The following is a 16,786-nucleotide window of genomic DNA, read 5'->3' as shown; positions in this document are numbered from 1 at the left end:
GTAGGAGCGGAGCGAAATATTATGCCAAAACGTACTGACATAAAAAGCGTCTTAATTTTAGGTGCAGGCCCTATTGTTATCGGTCAGGCTTGTGAGTTTGACTATTCTGGTGCACAAGCGTGTAAAGCACTTCGTGAAGAAGGTTTTCGCGTTATTCTGGTGAACTCAAACCCAGCGACGATCATGACTGACCCAGTGATGGCGGATGCGACTTACATTGAGCCAATCGAATGGAAAACCGTTGAGAAAATCATCGAGAAAGAACGCCCAGATGCTGTTCTACCTACTATGGGTGGTCAAACTGCATTGAACTGTGCGTTAGATCTTGAGCGCCGCGGTGTTCTGGAAAAATACAATGTTGAAATGATTGGTGCGACAGCGGACGCGATCGATAAAGCGGAAGATCGTCATCGTTTCGACGAAGCAATGAAAGCCATCGGTCTTGAGTGTCCTCGTGCGGGCATCGCCCACAACATGGAAGAAGCGCTTAAAGTACAAAATGAAGTCGGCTTTCCTTGTATCATCCGTCCTTCTTTCACAATGGGCGGAACGGGCGGTGGTATCGCCTACAACATGGAAGAGTTCGAAGAGATTTGTACTCGCGGTTTGGATCTGTCGCCAACCAACGAGTTGCTAATCGATGAATCTTTGATCGGTTGGAAAGAATACGAGATGGAAGTTGTCCGCGACAAAAAAGACAACTGCATCATTGTTTGTGCGATTGAAAACTTCGACGCAATGGGTGTTCACACAGGTGACTCTATTACCGTTGCGCCAGCACAAACTCTGACAGATAAAGAATATCAAATCATGCGTAACGCTTCTTTGGCGGTATTGCGTGAGATCGGTGTAGAAACCGGTGGTTCTAACGTACAGTTCGGCATGGACCCAAAAACAGGTCGTCTTGTGGTTATCGAGATGAACCCTCGTGTATCTCGTTCATCGGCTTTGGCATCGAAAGCAACGGGTTTCCCAATTGCGAAAATCGCTGCGAAATTGGCGATCGGTTACACCCTTGATGAGTTGCAAAACGACATCACTGGGGGTCAAACTCCAGCGAGCTTCGAGCCAGCAATCGACTACGTTGTCACTAAGATTCCTCGTTTCACTTTCGAGAAATTCCCAACTGCCAATGATCGTCTTACAACGCAAATGAAATCGGTTGGTGAAGTGATGGCGATTGGCCGTACTTTCCAAGAGTCTTTGCAAAAAGCCTTGCGTGGTTTGGAAGTCGGTTCTGATGGCTTTAATCCTCAGCTAGATTTCTCTGAAGAAAACAGCAAAGAAAAACTTGCTTACGAGCTTCAATCTCCTGGTTCTGAACGTATTTGGTACATTGGTGATGCCTTCCGCTCTGGTATGACAGTTGATGAAGTATACGCTGCCACAGGTGTTGATCACTGGTTCTTGGTACAAATCGAAGACTTGATCAAAGAAGAAGTTGCCTTGGCAGACAAAGGTCTGATCGACATGACGTACGATGTACTTCGTCGTCTTAAGCGCAAAGGTTTCTCTGATGCACGTCTTGCGTCTTTGATGAGCGTGACTGAGAAGTCTATGCGTGAGCGTCGTTACTTGATGAACGTTCATCCTGTTTACAAGCGTGTAGATACTTGTTCCGCTGAATTTGCGACAGACACAGCGTATATGTACTCAACGTACGAAGACGAGTGTGAAGCTGCGCCAACAGACCGCGATAAGGTTATCATCCTTGGTGGTGGTCCAAACCGTATCGGTCAAGGTATTGAGTTTGACTACTGCTGTGTACACGCAGCACTTGGTCTACGTGAAGACGGTTACGAAACCATTATGGTGAACTGTAACCCTGAAACAGTATCCACTGATTACGATACATCTGACCGTTTGTACTTCGAGCCAGTAACGCTTGAAGATGTGTTGGAAATCGTACGTAAAGAAAAACCAAAAGGCGTTATTGTTCAGTTTGGTGGTCAAACACCACTGAAAATTGCTCGTGCCTTGCAAAACGAAGGTGTGCCAATCATTGGTACAACGCCAGAGTCTATTGACCGTGCGGAAGATCGTGAGCGTTTCCAAAGCATGATCCAGCGTTTAGGCTACAAACAGCCTCATAACGCAACAGTACGTAGTATTGAGCAAGCCGCAGCGAAAGCCGCTGTTATCGGTTACCCGCTAGTGGTTCGTCCTTCTTATGTATTGGGCGGCCGCGCGATGGAAATCGTGTACAACGAAAAAGAGTTGATGCGTTACATGACCAGCGCAGTGAAGGTGTCTAACGACAGCCCTGTATTGCTAGACCATTTCTTGAATGCAGCGATTGAGGTTGATATCGACTGTATCAGTGATGGTAAGCAAGTCGTTATCGGCGGCATCATGCAGCATATTGAGCAAGCCGGCGTTCACTCTGGTGACTCTGCGTGTTCTTTGCCTCCTTATTCTTTGTCGAAAGAAGTGCAGGATAATATTCGCGAGATGATCAAGAATATGGCGCTAGAGCTTGGCGTTATTGGCTTGATGAACACTCAGCTTGCTATTCAAGATGGCGAAATTTATGTGATCGAGGTTAACCCTCGTGCATCTCGTACTGTGCCGTTTGTTTCTAAGTGTATCGGTCGTTCTTTGGCGCAAGTAGCTGCCTTGGTAATGGCGGGTAAAACGCTAGAAGAACTTGGTTTCACTGAAGAAATTATCCCTACTTACTACAGCGTGAAAGAAGCCGTTTTCCCATTCAACAAGTTCCAAGGTGTCGATCCGATTCTTGGGCCTGAAATGAAGTCTACGGGCGAAGTAATGGGTGTAGGTGACACGTTCGCGGAAGCTTTTGGTAAAGCTGTTCTTGGTGGTGGTACTGAATTGCCAACATCGGGTCGTGCTTTCATTAGTGTTCGTGATATGGATAAAGAAGGTGCGGTAGACGTTGCTCGTCGCTTGGCAGAACTTGGTTTTGACCTTGTAGGTACTGAAGGTACAGCGAAGTACTTAACAGAGCGCGGTGTTAACGTTAGCAAAGTGAATAAGGTGAATGAAGGTCGTCCACATATCGTTGATATGATGAAAAATGGCGAGATTGATTACATCATTAACACTACATCCGGTACACAAGCGATTGCAGACTCTTCTGTTATTCGTCGTACAGCATTACAGCGTAAGGTTTGTTACACTACAACATTGGCTGGTGCTGAAGCTACGAGTATGGCGATTAGCCTAACAGGTGAAACGAAAGTTAGAAGACTGCAAGATTTGCACTTGGGGAAATAATGAATAAAGTACCAATGACAGTAGAAGGTGAGGCTCGTCTAAGAGAAGAGCTAAATCACTTGAAAACTGTCGTCCGTCCTCGCGTGATTGCGGATATCGCAACCGCGCGTGAGCATGGCGACTTAAAAGAAAACGCTGAATATCATGCAGCTCGCGAAGAGCAAGGGTTTACTGAAGGTCGTATTAAAGAGATCGAAGGTAAACTTGCTGATTCACAAGTGATTGATGTGAAAACTATGCCTGCCACCGGTAAAGTGGTGTTTGGTACCACGGTAACCTTGTTTAACGTGGATACTGAGGCAACGGTAACGTATCGCATAGTCGGCGACGACGAAGCAGATGTAAAAGAGAAGAAAATCTCTTACGCCTCTCCAATCGCCAAAGCTATCATTGGGAAAGAAGAAGGTGACGAAGTCATTGTGAAAATCCCAAGCGGTGAAGCGACATACGAAATCGAAAGCGTCGAATACATTTAATGTAAAGCGAGCTTCTAAAAACCACGATGCGAAAAGCACCGTGGTTTTTTTATGTCTGTAAAAAAGTTATAAAGAGAGCTGATTTTTAAGCTTATTCCTTTTGCGACAAGAGAAAACTCCATGGCTAGCCGAATTCTACTTTCCCACTCTAATAATCCTCATTTTAACTTGGCTGTTGAAGACTGTATTTTCCGTTCCATGCCAGCAGATCAGCGAGTGTTGTTTTTATGGCGAAACGCTGAAACCGTGGTGATTGGTCGCTCTCAGAACCCTTGGAAAGAGTGCAACATAGGTAAGATGGAGCAAGATGAAATTCACCTTGCTCGCCGCCAGAGTGGCGGTGGTGCTGTCTTCCATGATTTGGGTAATACCAACTTCACCTTCATGGCGGGTAAACCTGAATACAACAAAGAAGTGTCGACTGAGATCGTTCTGCAAGGCTTGAAGAAGCTTGGCATTGAAGGCTACGCCAATGGTCGAAATGACTTAGTAGTAGGCGAAGGTGAGGAAATGCGTAAGTTCTCTGGCTCTGCCTATAAAGAAACCAAAGATCGTGGTTTTCACCATGGTACTTTATTGTTGCACGCTGACTTGAGTCGTCTAGCGAATTACCTAAACCCTGATGTCAAAAAGCTCCAGTCGAAAGGCATCACCTCAGTACGATCTCGTGTAACCAACCTTGATTCGCTTTATCCACAGATTAACCATCAACTGGTGTGTGACGCTATTGTCGAAGCGTTTTGTGAATACTTTGATGAAACGCCAACCATAGAAGAAATTTCCCCTGAAGCCTTGCCAGATCTGCCAGGCTTCCTAGAGAAATTCGAACAACAACAAAGCTGGGATTGGAACTTTGGTAAATCGCCACAATTTACCCACACACTAGACGAACGCTTCAAATGGGGTGGCGTAGAAATTCACCTCGATCTGAGCAACGCGAAAATCACCGCCGCGCAGACCTTCACCGACAGCTTGTTCCCGGATCCAATAGAGCAACTTGCAGAAAAACTTATAGGCGTGACCTACCGACCAGACGCTATCGCAGCTTGTGTCGACTCGGTTATTGAAAACTATCTAGACCATAAGGCGGATTTAGAAGAGATGAAAGAGTGGTTGGTTAAGGCGGTTTCTTAGCTCTACTGTTTCTTTAAAACTTATTGAGTAATCATATTCGGCTCAGAATTCGCCATATTATGAGCCGAATAATTAGCGTAATCGGCTTAAAGTACCTTTAACCGCTCCAAAGCCACCGAAATATTGGCGACTGAGTTCAAAAAAGGCTGCTTATTTCGCTTGGAGGACGGTGGCAGGAATGATACCTGATTAGGATGGTTCCACTGATCGCAGCTTGTGGGTTAGCTGTTGATTTGCTTTGGGTGTTTACTTTATATTCAGTGGTACAGAATTAAGTACAGGAAATAAATGATGGATGCTATTAGTTATACAGCAGCTCGGGCTAATCTTGCTAAGACAATGGCTAAGGTCTGCGATGATCATTCTCCAGTGATTATTACGCGGAAAAGCGAAAGCCCAGTTGTGATGATGTCGTTAGCGGATTATCAGTCTATGCAAGAAACTGCCTATTTGCTGAGTTCACGAGCTAATGCTAAAGCACTGCTTGATTCTATCGATGAGTTGGAGGCATAAGAAAGCCAAGCGGCGTTTCGATGAGGTAGGCGATAGTTTCGAGAGAGAAACGCCGCTTGGCTTGGTGTCATGTACAAAAGTTAGTGTTGAGCTGTCATGTGGTTTTCGAGCTGAAGCCGTGACTTACATGAAAGCTTCGCTTTCAATGACCCCTCCCTAACCCTCCCCTTAAAGAGAAGGGGAGGGAATAAAAACAAAAACACCAGCCGAGGCTGGTGTTTTTAATGCAATGATAGAAAGTCTAAGCTGCTCTTTTTTAGTTAAGCCTGAGCTTTCTTGAACGCGTTGATCAAGGCTTGGGTAGAAGCATCCAGTGCGCTGTTGTCGCTGTCGCTGACTAAGCGGTTATAGATGTCTGTGCCCAACACTTTACCCAGTTCTACACCCCATTGGTCGAATGAGTTAATTCCCCAAATCGTGCCTTGTACAAAAGTACGGTGCTCGTATAGGGCGATCAAGGCACCAACGGTTGCTGGTGTCATTTTATCCGTAAACAGAGTGTTACTAGGGCGGTTGCCTTGAATTACTTTGTGTGGCGCAACCGCATCCACTTGATCTTCGCTGGCACCTGCATCACGCAATTCTTGCTTGGCTTGCTCTAAGGTTTTGCCGACCATTAAGGCTTGCGATTGGCTTAGGCAGTTAGCAATTAAATGAACGTGATGTTCACCAATTGGATTGTGGCTGGTCAGTGGTGCAATGAAGTCCACTGGCACAAGGCGGGTACCCTGATGCAATAACTGATGGTAAGCGTGTTGGCCGTTAGTGCCAGCGCCGCCCCAGATGATTGGGCCTGTGTCAGTCTCTACACCATCACCATTCAATAGGTTGGCTTTACCGTTACTTTCCATGTCGAGCTGCTGAATATGAGCAGGCATGGCACGTAAATAATGGTCGTAAGGAATCAAGGCGTGAGTTTGTGCGTTGTGGAAATTGATGTACCACACGCCAAGAGCGCCCATGATTACTGGCAGGTTTTCTTCAAACGGTGCTGTGCGGAAATGCTCGTCCATTTGGTGAGCGCCATCTAGCAATGCGTAGAAGTTATCCATGCCTACGGCAATGGCGACTGGCAAGCCAATTGCCGACCAAAGAGAATAACGTCCGCCAACCCAATCCCACATAGGGAAGATGTTTTCTTCTGCCATACCGAAGTCGACGGCCTTTTTCACGTTGGAGCTCACTGCCGCAAAGTGCTTGCTGACGTCATTCTGTGAGCCGCCATTGCTTAAAAACCAGTCTCGCGCAGCGTTAGCGTTAGATAGGGTTTCTAGCGTACCGAAGGTTTTGGACGAGATAACAAAGACGGTGGTCTCTGGGTTAACTTGTTGTAGTTTGCCTGTGATATCTGAGCCATCAATGTTGGCCACAAAGTGCACCTTGATGTCGTCTTTTTTATACGGTGTTAAGGCTTCAGCAACCACTTTTGGACCAAGGTAAGAACCGCCTATGCCAATAGAGATGACGTCGGTGATGCGTTTGCCTGTGTAGCCTTTCCATTCACCGCTGTGTAGTTGCGTAACAAAGGCTTCCATTTGCTTTAGCGTCGCACGAACTTCAGCGAGTACGTTAACGCCATCGACCATGAGTGATTCTTGTGCTTGGCTAGCACGCAGGGCGATGTGCAATACAGAGCGATCTTCGGTGTTATTGATGTGTGCGCCACTGAACATGCCGTTGATGGCGTTTTCTAAGCCCGCTTCTTTTGCTAAATCTGTCAGTAGCGAAAGGGTTTTTTCATTGGCACGGTTTTTTGCGTAATCTAAAGTCCAACCAGCCGCTTGAGCGGTGTACTTTTCTGCGCGGCTTGGGTCCGATTCAAACAAAGACTTCATACTAACAGACGCCATTTCTTGTTTATGCTCTGTTAGTTTTTGCCAAGTGGTCAATTCTGTGGGTGAGCCCATTACAATCTCCCTAGATATCAAAGTGAATTAAGCGAGTTCTACACGTAAGTTATCGATCAGACGTGCACTGCCTAAATGTGCCGCAGCCAAAATGACTAGGCGTTTCTCTTCTTCTGACGGTGTTTGCAAATTATCTTGTGCGCGGATCTCGAAATAATCACGACGGAAACCAGCCGCTTCAAGCTTCTGTTGAGCTTGTTCGCGAATGTCCTCGTGACTCGCACTGTTTGCTAGGAGCGCCTCTTTCGCCCATAGCAGGGTTTGATACATTGCCGGAGCAATGCGTCTTTCTTCTTCTGTTAGGTAGCCATTGCGTGAACTCATGGCAAGACCATCAGCGTTACGCGCGGTATCAACGCCGATAATACGAACGTTTGAACTTAGGTCGCGCACCATGTCTTCAATGACTTTCAATTGTTGAAAATCTTTGTTGCCGAATATGGCGCAGTCTGGCTGAACAATATTAAACAATTTTGTGACTACGGTAGAAACGCCAACAAAATGCCCTGGGCGTGATGCGCCGCAAAGGATGTCAGATAGACCCATGACTTCAATTTGTGTTTGGCTGCGCTTGCCGTCTGGGTACATTTCCAAAGCGTCAGGCGCAAACAGGTAGTGACAACCGTTTGCTTCAAGGACTTTCTTGTCTTCTTCTAGTGTTTTTGGGTAGCGCTCTAAATCTTCGTTGGCAGAGAATTGCATTGGGTTAACAAAGATCGACGACACAACAACGTCGCCTTCTTCTGCTGCGCGACGAATTAAGGACATATGGCCGTCGTGTAGATTGCCCATCGTTGGTACAAAAATAATGCTCTTGTCTTGTAGGCGCTCAACTTTTAGCGCAGCACGAAGTTCGGCAATAGTATGGAATGTTTTCATTATTTGAATCCGTGCTCTGGTCCTGGGAATGTCATGTCTTTTACTTCTTTAACGTAGGCTTCAAAGGCTTGCGTCACATTGCGCCCGTCGATTAAAAAGTTTTTCACAAATTTTGGTGTGTGGCCTAGGTTGATGCCCAGCATGTCGTGCATAACCAATACTTGGCCATCCGTGTGGTGACCAGCACCAATACCAATAGTTGGCACTGGAACGGCTTCTGTTAGTGTTTTGCCTAGTCCTGTTGGGATGCATTCGTACAGAAGGATATCGGCTCCAGCAGCAACAAGATCTAGAGATTCTTGCAGTAATAAGTCGGCCGCGTCTTGGCTTTTGCCTTGTACTTTATAGCCACCAAATTTATGAACGGATTGTGGTGTGAGACCTAGATGCGCACAAACAGGAATACCGCGTTGGCTCAATAGTTTTACTGTGTCTGCGAGCCAGCTTCCGCCTTCTAGTTTGACCATGTTGGCGCCGGCTTGCATTAGCTTTGCTGCGTTATCGAGCGCTTGTTCTGGCTTGCTGTAACTCATGAAAGACATATCAGAAAGGATAAAGGCGTTGGTGTTGCCTCGCTTTACCGCTGCGGTGTGATAACACATGTCTTCAATGGTGACAGGTAGCGTGCTGTCTTGGCCTTGTACGACCATTCCCAAAGAATCGCCGACCAAAATCGTTTCAACACCTGCGACGTTCATGACATTGGTGAAAGAAGCATCGTAGCTTGTTAAGCAGGTGATTTTTTCTTTTTCCGCTTTCATTTTTCTGAGCGTGGATAAAGTAACCGGTTTGGTGAGTTTTCTTTGTGAGTTATCTGAATACATAGTTTATTCTTCTTTGATAAAAACCAAATCGCTGGTATCAAGTTGGTGTAGCTGCTCTGTAACGGTTTTGCCATTTTCTAAGAGCATATCGGGCGCTAGGTCGCTAAGCGGCTTTATCACAAACCCTCGTTCTAGCATAAAGGGGTGTGGCACGTTTAGTCTTGGTAATTGTATTTTTTCTTGTCCGTACAATAGCAGATCTAGATCTAGGGTGCGCGGTCCCCAATGACGTTCTCTGACTCGACGTTGTGCTTGTTCAATGCTTTGTAATAGGTCAAGTAGGGCGATAGGGGATAGATCGGTGTCGAATGAGGCGACAGCGTTGATGTAGTCTGGCTGGTCTTGTGGGCCAACAGGTTTGCTGCCATAAATAGAAGAAACACGAAAATTTTTTAAATCGTCGTGTTTCTTTAATGTATCAATAGCGCAATCTATCTGCGCTATTGGGTTTTCCAGATTACTGCCAAGGCCAATATAAGCGTGTATCAAGGCGTATCCTCTTACTCGTCAAAAGTGTCGCTTTGTGATTTTGCTGTTTCGGATGTGTTGCTATTACTCTTTCTACGACGACGTGGACGGCGCTTTTTCGGACCTTCTTTGTCTTTGCTAAATGAGTCAATGCTTTTAATAAGATCTCTCTGTTGGCTTTCTGTGCCATGCTGGAATTTCTCCCACCAATCGCCTAGGCCGTCTAATTCGGTTCCACTTAATTCACGAATAAGTAGAAAGTCGTATGCAGCACGGAAACGAGGGCGCTCTAGCAATAAAAACGCTCGTTTACCGTAGCGTTTTGGTAGTCGATATTGCATATCCCAGATTTCACGCATTGGCGTTGAGAAGCGGCGAGGAATAGCTGTAGACGCGACCTGATTGTCTAAGACCATGTTAGCGGCTTGGTGCAGCGCCGGTGTTGCTGGCATGCCTTGCGCTTGGAATTCTTCATGACGTAGCGCTACGCTTGGCCAAAGTAATACGGCATATAAAAAATACGGCGCAGTGGTTTTGCCACTTTGGATACGATCGTCAGTATTTTTTAGGCCTTGCAGAATGAACGCTTCTGGGTCGATGTCGTTACGTTTCCAGCCACTTTGCAGTAATGCTTCTGTGTCTGGGAATAAATAGCGGAATAGACCATATTGACGTAATAGGGCGAAGGTTTCTATGCCGTTACCGCTGCCAAGTAATTTGAGTACTTCTTCAAATAAGCGAGCAGGCGGGATGTGGTCGAGCAGGTGTGCCATTTCTTTGATCGGCGCGGCGGTTTCTGCTTCTAGCTCAAAACCCAGTTTGCCCGCAAAGCGAATGGCTCTTAGCATGCGAACAGGGTCTTCTTGGTAGCGTTGTCTTGCGTCACCAATGATACGAATTTGTTTGTTCTCTATGTCTTTTAGGCCTCCACAGTAATCGTGGATGCTGAAATCCTGGACATTGTAATACAAGGCATTGAAAGTGAAGTCTCGGCGCTCGGCGTCTTCTTCTATGCTGCCGTAGACATTATCGCGTAACACTATGCCGTGAGCAGAGCGTGCGGAGTCTTTACCTTTCAGGGATTTTTGCGTTGTGCTTGTTGCGGCGTCATTGTCATCTTGAGCTGTGTTGGCTCTGAATGTTGATACCTCAATGATCTCGCGTCCGAATGTCACGTGAACCAGTTTGAAACGACGACCAATCAGTCTCGAATTCGAGAAGGTGCTGTGAACTTCTTCAGGCGTTGCGTTGGTTACAACATCAAAATCTTTGGGTTCAATGCCAATCAAATGGTCTCGGATGCAGCCGCCAACAAGGTATGCGTCAAAGCCCGCTTTATTTAGGCGATACAATACTTTGACAGCATTTGGGCTTAAATCTTGTCGAGATAAGCTGTGCTCGCTGCGAGGAATGATAATAGGGTAAGTCTGCGCCTGTGGTGAGGCAAACAGAGAGGTAGCTTTACGTACCAGAGATTTTAATCCTGTGAGCATTAGACAACAAATTTTAAAGTTAACGAAAAGGGCATTCTACACGTGAAAGTTGTAAAATTACACGAATAATGGTTATGTTTAGATGATTTCAGTGTGTCGTAATTCAGGGGGAGGTTGTGAAGCGATTAGAATTTACAAGGAGTAAATAAAATAATCGCTTTGGATACATGAAGATACTAGTTCCGAAAACAAAGTGGGTGCTGCTTCTGCAGTTCTACTCAGGTTTTATTTTTATTTTTGCATTGTTTTCATTGCCCGAAGGCTTATATATCTAAAAAAATCAATTATCCAAAGCGATTTTCCATCCATGACCTCAAATTTTTATTTTTATTTGAAGAGGTCACGGTGTTCTTAGCTTTTATTTTTATTTTTAAGAACCTACATACGACGATTAACTTATTTTTATTCTTGGTCAATCTTATTATCGTTGTGTCATATATAAGGCATTAGTTGTGCCAAAAATCATAAAGTGCTGATTTTGCTGCGTTTTAGTGTCTTTCTGTTCATTTTCTTTACAAAGTCTTGCATATTTTTTGGGTATTTTGGTATCAGGTGTTACTTTTAGTTTGTTACTTTTTTGGGTATGAAAAGTTTTTGTCGTCTTTCCCACAAGCTTTTTCTTGATATGCCCAAAGAGTGTGCAAGTTGTGTTTCGGTCATCTTGTGTTGGTGCGTTAGTACGAAGTGCTTGAAGTAATCATCCAGTGTTGTTCCAGTGAGTGTCTCGGTGCTACTTGCAGCGTCGCTGTTGGTTGTTGATGTTGAATTTTGCTGAGTGGCAAGCTTCAGGTTACTGGCGTCAATCTTTCCTTTGGGGCTAAGTATTACCGCTCTTTCTATGGCGTTTTCTAGCTCTCGTACATTGCCGGGCCAGTTGTGCGCGCGGATGGCTTTGTCAAACGTTCGGCTGTAGCTGTAGACGGGTTTGTTGTGTTTTTGACAAATTTTTTCCAGTAAACTTTTTGCAAGGATCGAAATGTCCTCTCCTCTTTCTCTCAATGGCGGCAGTAGCAGCTCCATAACGTAGAGACGATAATATAAATCCTCCCGAAATTGTCCTTGCTTGACCATCGCCATCAAGTCTCTGTGAGTGGCTGTGATGAGCCTAATGTTTACTTTAGTGGATTGTGTTGCGCCGACCCTGCGGATTTCGCCTTCTTGTAATACGCGCAATAGCCTAGCTTGAGCTTCTAAGGGGAGCTCGCCTATTTCATCTAGGAACAAGGTGCCTTTATCGGCTGCGAATATTAGGCCGTCATGTGCAGCACTGGCGCCAGTAAAAGCGCCTTTTTCATGCCCAAATAGCTCTGATTCTATTAGGTTTTCGGGGATAGCGGCACAGTTGACGCTGATGATGGGATTCTTGCTGCGCAAACTTAAGTTGTGCAAGGCTTTTGCGACCAGTTCTTTACCTGTACCAGATTCACCTCTTATCAGCACGGTGACATCGGTTCCTGCAATTTTTCTCATATCGCTAAACAAATCTTGCATGGGTTGGCATTGGCCAATTATGCCGCTGCCAGCAGTCCCAAGTGTGAGAGTTTCTTCTATCGGGCTGTCGGTTGAATTGGATGTCGGTACTTCTTCATGGGAAGGAGTGTGATTGTGTTGTTCTAGTGCGTTGACCACATTGTTTAGCAGGGTTTCGGAGTCGGTTGGCAGAGGCAGGTAATAAAGCGCGCCTTTGGACATGCTGCTGACACCCGTGCTGAGACTAGGCTTGGTATCCAAAACAATACGAGGAGGTGTCTCAGGCATGGCAATGCCGGTGTTATCAATGCTCTCTTGATCGATAAGCAGTAAGTGGAATTCGGCTAGCTCATAGTAGCGTGTTGCTTGCTCTAATGTGCTGCTGGTGTTGACCTGAAAACCATATCGAGACAACCACTTTTCTGACTCTTTGAGTGGTGAGTTGTCTGGGCAAATGATCATAATGCTGTGCATAAAGCTGTCACCTCTTGTAACTAGTGTAACGATTATACACACATGAGTTTGTTGGTCGAGACAACTGTCCTGTTGTAAATAACAAACAATCAATAGCATTGTCGAAAAACAATCTAAGGCAGCGTGTTAGATGAAATGAAGGTCTTGCTCTTCCAGAGGGAGGTCTTTTATGCCCTGTAGCTTACTGGGGTCCCAGGCCTCGATCGCCAGCGAAAGCGCTTCGGTGATCGAGGTGGGTGAGATTAGATCTATTTTTAGATAATGAAGTGCACGCAAGAGAGTTGGGAGATGATTGTTCTCTATGGGTTTGGCGTGATTTTGCTTGCTGATCTTATCGCCTTGGTGGTTGGTAATAAGAGGGATGTGGCAAAGGTTTGGTGCTGTCCAGCCTAATAAGTGATAAAGGTGCAATTGCTGTGCGGTAGTTTCAATGAGGTCGGCGCCTCTGACTAAGTGGCTGATGTTTTGTAAGTGGTCATCTACCACAACGGCGAGTTGGTAAGAGAAGAAGCCGTCTTTTCTTTTTAATACTGGGCAGTTATTTTTTAGATCGTCGCTGAAAACCAATCGACCCTGAATGCGGTCTTGATATTCATAGATGACGGGGCTTGTTTGTAGGCGCCACGAATGGGGGTTGTCTAAGTTGCTTTGGCATTTGTTTGGGTGGCTGCCGTTGTGTTTAGCAAGCGACTGGCGTGTGCAATTACAGGGGAAAACGATCTGTTGTTGTTTGAGTTTAGATAATTGCTGTTCGTATAGATTGTGATGCTGGCTTTGAACGCGGATAGGTTCGTCGGAGTGAAGTCCGTAGCTGTTAAGTGTGTCGATGATTTGTTCTGCAAAACGCGCATTGCAACGTGTACCATCCACATCTTCTATGCGGATAATCCAGCTGCCTTGCTGTTGTTTTGCATCCAAATAGCTCGCTAATGCGCTGACTAGCGAGCCAAAGTGGAGAGGGCCGGTTGGCGATGGCGCAAAGCGGCCACGATAGGGTGTCGCGGAAGAGCTAACGTGGTTTGACAGCAAGCTGTTAACCGCCGATTTGCTTCTCTTTGATTTCAGCCAATGTTTTGCAATCAATGCACATGGTTGCTGTAGGGCGAGCTTCTAGACGGCGAATGCCGATTTCGATACCGCACTCTTCACAGTAGCCATAATCATCCGCATCGATTAGCTCAATGGTCTGAGAGATTTTTTTAACCAGTTTACGTTCGCGGTCACGAGCGCGAAGTTCTAGGCTAAATTCTTCCTCTTGGCTAGCGCGATCGTTAGGATCCGCGTAATTCACCGCTTCTTCTTTTAAGTGATGAACGGTACGATCAACCTCTTCCATAAGATTTTGCTTCCAGTTGAGTAGAATGCTTTTAAAGTGCGCCAACTGGTTTTCGTTCATGTATTCTTCGCCATCCTTAGCAACGTAAGGAGTGAAGTCTTTCATTAATGATTCAGGGTTCATATTTGGCATACGCATTGCCTCACTTCGCAGGTTCCCATTGTGGTAGCCTGTAACCAATAAAATTAGGTGATTTATTTTCGGGCGGAAACTTACCAGATAATGTGGTCGTTAACCACATTTTTTGCGCAAAATGCCGCGATATTTTTCAAACAAGCTGATAAAGGCAGAGAAATACAGAATGAAACAGCATAAGTTAGCAACCCGAGTGGGGCAGATTGCGCCTTTTCAAGTGATGATGCTTTTGGAGCGTGCAAAGCATTTGCAATCTCAGGGAGAAGACGTGATTCATCTTGAGGTTGGAGAGCCTGATTTTGTTGCGGTGGATGCCGTTGCTAATGCTGGCATGGAGGCGATTCAACAAGGAAAAACGGGTTATACCTCAGCAACTGGCTTGCCTGAATTGAAGCGTGCGATTAGTGATTACTATCTTAGTCGTTATCAAGTCGGTGTCTCTCCAGAGCGCATTATTGTGACTCCTGGGGCGTCTGGCGCTTTGTTGCTAATGGCGTCCTTAATGGTGAATGCGGGTGATGAAGTTCTGATGCCTGACCCTTGCTACCCTTGTAATCGACACTTTCTTATTCAAGCAGGCGCACAGGCAAAATTACTGGAAACAAAACCTGAAGACGGCTTTGAGTTAGATTTGAGCACTTTGGCCGCGCATTGGGGGGATAAAACATCGGGTCTTTGGTTGGCCTCTCCGTCCAATCCTACAGGAGCGGTGCTTAACAAGTCATATATAACCGAAGCATGGCAGAAAGTGAGTGAGTTAGGCGGACATTTGCTCGTGGACGAGATTTATCAAGGTCTGGTTTATGAAGGGGAAGACTTTTCAGCTTTATCTATTTCAGACGACATTTTTGTGGTTAATAGCTTTTCTAAATATTTCGCTATGACTGGCTGGAGGCTTGGCTGGTTGGTGGTGCCAGAATGGGCGATCGAAGGGGTGACTAAGTTAGCGCAAAACATATTCATCGCCGCGCCAAGTGTTTCTCAGCATGCTGCGGTTCGTGCTTTCGAAGCCGATGTGTTGGCGGAGTGCGAAGCGCGTCGACAAACGTTAGATGCGCGTCGGCTTGTATTGCTCGACGGCTTGGGGTCGATTGGTTTACCCATAGTGGCTCCTGCTCATGGGGCATTTTATGTTTATGTCGATGTGTCTGGTGTGACTGAAGATGCTATGACGTGGTGTTTAGAATTGCTTGAAAAAGAGAAGGTGGCGTTAACACCGGGAGCGGATTTTGGTATCAAGGATGCTCACAAATATGTTCGTTTTGCTTATACATGTGATGAACATGGGCTGAAAGAAGCATTGGTAAGAATTGCACGTTTCATGGCGTCTTGAGTGAGCCATGTAAGTAATATCTAGCAATAATAAGACGCAGAGCTAGCCTCTGCGTCTTATTAAAATGATACCTGCTAACAAACAGATAATGATCGGAATGCTCACGCCAATGACCGGCGGGAAGTTAACCGCTACGCTCATGCGGCCAAAAAGGTTGAGCGCATTTTGAAACGCCAAACCAATAATAACCCCAGTAAAAATACGGCTGCCCATAGTTGAAGACCTGAGCGGGCCAAAAACGCTGGAGAGTGCCACTAATACTAATGCCAACGAAGCGACAGGGCGCAATGCGGTAATCCAAAACTCTAGCTCGTAACGAGCGCTGTCTAATTTTTGTTCTTTCAAATACGACTGATAGTTTTGAAGCTGACTTAATGACAGGCTATCTGGTTCTTGAGTTGCGAGAAATAAGTGTTCTGGAGTAATGCTTACATCCCAGTTGGCTCGATCCATGTTGATCTTTTCAATGCGGTCTTCATGAAAGCGTGTTTCTGTGACGTTATTGAGTTGCCATTGTGTGCCTTGTACGTGTTCTGCTGTGCTGGCAGTTCGGATGTAATTTAGCTTTTGCCCTTCTGGAGAAAAAATTTGCAGGTTATAAAGTTTACCTGTGTCATCGGCAGCATCGATGTAGACAAAGTTATTGTCGGCTTTTAGCCAAACGCCACCAGTAAGCGAGAACGTACCGCTTTCTTGGTCTTTAAATTTTTCTATTAGAGTGGCTTTTTGTTCGGCGATAGGAGAAACGAATTCAGAAATCCCCATGCCTAACAATGAAACCAATAAGATAGGTTGGCAGGCGGCGAAGCCAATGCGCCATATGGGCATGCCTGCGGCTCTCATTACTGTGAGCTCTGATGTGGCAGCCAATGTCCCTAATCCCATTAATGTACCAATTAATGAGGCGATGGGAATGTATTCGGCGAGTTTGCCTGGTAAGCGATAAAGAATGACCTGTAACAGTGATTGGATGGTGTAATTGTCGTTTACTTTTTTGATTTGCTCTATAAAGGTCAACGCAAAGTCGAGACCAAGCAACACAACCGCGACGATCAAAAATGCCCACAAAACACTGTTGCCGATGTATCTGTCTATTCTAGTCATTAT

Annotated in this window: 14 protein-coding genes; 5 read left to right on the top strand and 9 right to left on the bottom strand. The window is 45.7% G+C overall.

Annotated features, from left to right (window positions below; genetic code table 11):
* Window positions 1-21 precede the first annotated feature (21 nt).
* The 4 genes from carB (at window position 22) to DFP75_RS14455 (ending at window position 5,360) form a co-directional block, all read left to right on the top strand.
* Window positions 22-3,237: a carbamoyl-phosphate synthase large subunit gene (gene carB / locus DFP75_RS14470; RefSeq protein ID WP_110576769.1), complete on the top strand. Its 3,216-nt coding sequence runs from the start codon at window positions 22-24 to the stop codon at window positions 3,235-3,237.
* Entirely contained in the window at window positions 3,237-3,713 is a 477-nt protein-coding gene (greA, locus tag DFP75_RS14465; protein WP_110576768.1) for a transcription elongation factor GreA, read from the top strand. The genes carB and greA overlap by 1 nt, the downstream gene beginning before the upstream one ends.
* A gap of 120 nt (window positions 3,714-3,833) precedes the next feature.
* Window positions 3,834-4,847 carry a lipoate--protein ligase gene (lplA, locus tag DFP75_RS14460; protein ID WP_110576767.1) on the top strand — a complete coding sequence of 338 codons (1,014 nt, stop codon included), beginning with the start codon at window positions 3,834-3,836 and terminating at the stop codon, window positions 4,845-4,847.
* A gap of 291 nt (window positions 4,848-5,138) precedes the next feature.
* Window positions 5,139-5,360, top strand: a complete 222-nt coding sequence (locus DFP75_RS14455) for a type II toxin-antitoxin system Phd/YefM family antitoxin (protein WP_110576766.1) — start codon at window positions 5,139-5,141, stop codon at window positions 5,358-5,360.
* A 260-nt stretch (window positions 5,361-5,620) separates the two neighbouring features.
* Here the strand turns inward: DFP75_RS14455 and pgi are convergent, their stop codons facing one another.
* From pgi to dksA, 8 genes are all read right to left on the bottom strand, one after another.
* Window positions 5,621-7,267, bottom strand: a complete 1,647-nt coding sequence (gene pgi, locus DFP75_RS14450; RefSeq protein ID WP_110576765.1) for a glucose-6-phosphate isomerase — start codon at window positions 7,265-7,267, stop codon at window positions 5,621-5,623.
* A 27-nt stretch (window positions 7,268-7,294) separates the two neighbouring features.
* Window positions 7,295-8,146, bottom strand: a complete 852-nt coding sequence (gene panC, locus DFP75_RS14445) for a pantoate--beta-alanine ligase (RefSeq protein WP_110576764.1) — start codon at window positions 8,144-8,146, stop codon at window positions 7,295-7,297.
* Window positions 8,146-8,970: a 3-methyl-2-oxobutanoate hydroxymethyltransferase gene (gene panB, locus DFP75_RS14440; protein WP_110576763.1), complete on the bottom strand. Its 825-nt coding sequence runs from the start codon at window positions 8,968-8,970 to the stop codon at window positions 8,146-8,148. The genes panC and panB overlap by 1 nt, the downstream gene beginning before the upstream one ends.
* A gap of 3 nt (window positions 8,971-8,973) precedes the next feature.
* The gene (folK, locus tag DFP75_RS14435; RefSeq protein WP_217495032.1) at window positions 8,974-9,456 is read right to left on the bottom strand and encodes a 2-amino-4-hydroxy-6-hydroxymethyldihydropteridine diphosphokinase; all 483 of its coding nucleotides are present in this window, start codon (window positions 9,454-9,456) and stop codon (window positions 8,974-8,976) included.
* 14 nt (window positions 9,457-9,470) lie between these two features.
* Window positions 9,471-10,931 (bottom strand): polynucleotide adenylyltransferase PcnB, encoded by a 1,461-nt coding sequence (gene pcnB, locus DFP75_RS14430; protein WP_110576761.1) that lies wholly within the window; start codon window positions 10,929-10,931, stop codon window positions 9,471-9,473.
* Window positions 10,932-11,492: 561 nt separating this feature from the next.
* Complete coding sequence (locus tag DFP75_RS14425) at window positions 11,493-12,875, bottom strand: sigma-54-dependent transcriptional regulator (protein WP_110576760.1); 1,383 nt, start codon at window positions 12,873-12,875, stop codon at window positions 11,493-11,495.
* 126 nt (window positions 12,876-13,001) lie between these two features.
* Window positions 13,002-13,904: a tRNA glutamyl-Q(34) synthetase GluQRS gene (gluQRS, locus tag DFP75_RS14420; protein WP_245927069.1), complete on the bottom strand. Its 903-nt coding sequence runs from the start codon at window positions 13,902-13,904 to the stop codon at window positions 13,002-13,004.
* Between the two features lie 4 nt (window positions 13,905-13,908).
* Entirely contained in the window at window positions 13,909-14,343 is a 435-nt protein-coding gene (dksA, locus tag DFP75_RS14415) for an RNA polymerase-binding protein DksA (protein ID WP_110576878.1), read from the bottom strand.
* Window positions 14,344-14,512: 169 nt separating this feature from the next.
* On the opposite strand from dksA, the gene DFP75_RS14410 reads away from it, so the two are divergent.
* On the top strand, window positions 14,513-15,679 hold the full coding sequence (locus tag DFP75_RS14410) for an aminotransferase class I/II-fold pyridoxal phosphate-dependent enzyme (RefSeq protein ID WP_110576759.1): 1,167 nt from the start codon (window positions 14,513-14,515) through the stop codon (window positions 15,677-15,679).
* A 42-nt stretch (window positions 15,680-15,721) separates the two neighbouring features.
* Here DFP75_RS14410 and lptG read toward each other — a convergent pair whose 3' ends face one another.
* Entirely contained in the window at window positions 15,722-16,783 is a 1,062-nt protein-coding gene (gene lptG, locus DFP75_RS14405) for an LPS export ABC transporter permease LptG (RefSeq protein WP_110576758.1), read from the bottom strand.
* Window positions 16,784-16,786: the final 3 nt, after the last annotated feature.

This window comes from Marinomonas alcarazii, from assembly GCF_003208215.1.
Taxonomy (GTDB): Bacteria; Pseudomonadota; Gammaproteobacteria; order Pseudomonadales; family Marinomonadaceae; genus Marinomonas; species Marinomonas alcarazii.
This window is presented reverse-complemented; position numbering and strand designations above follow the sequence as displayed.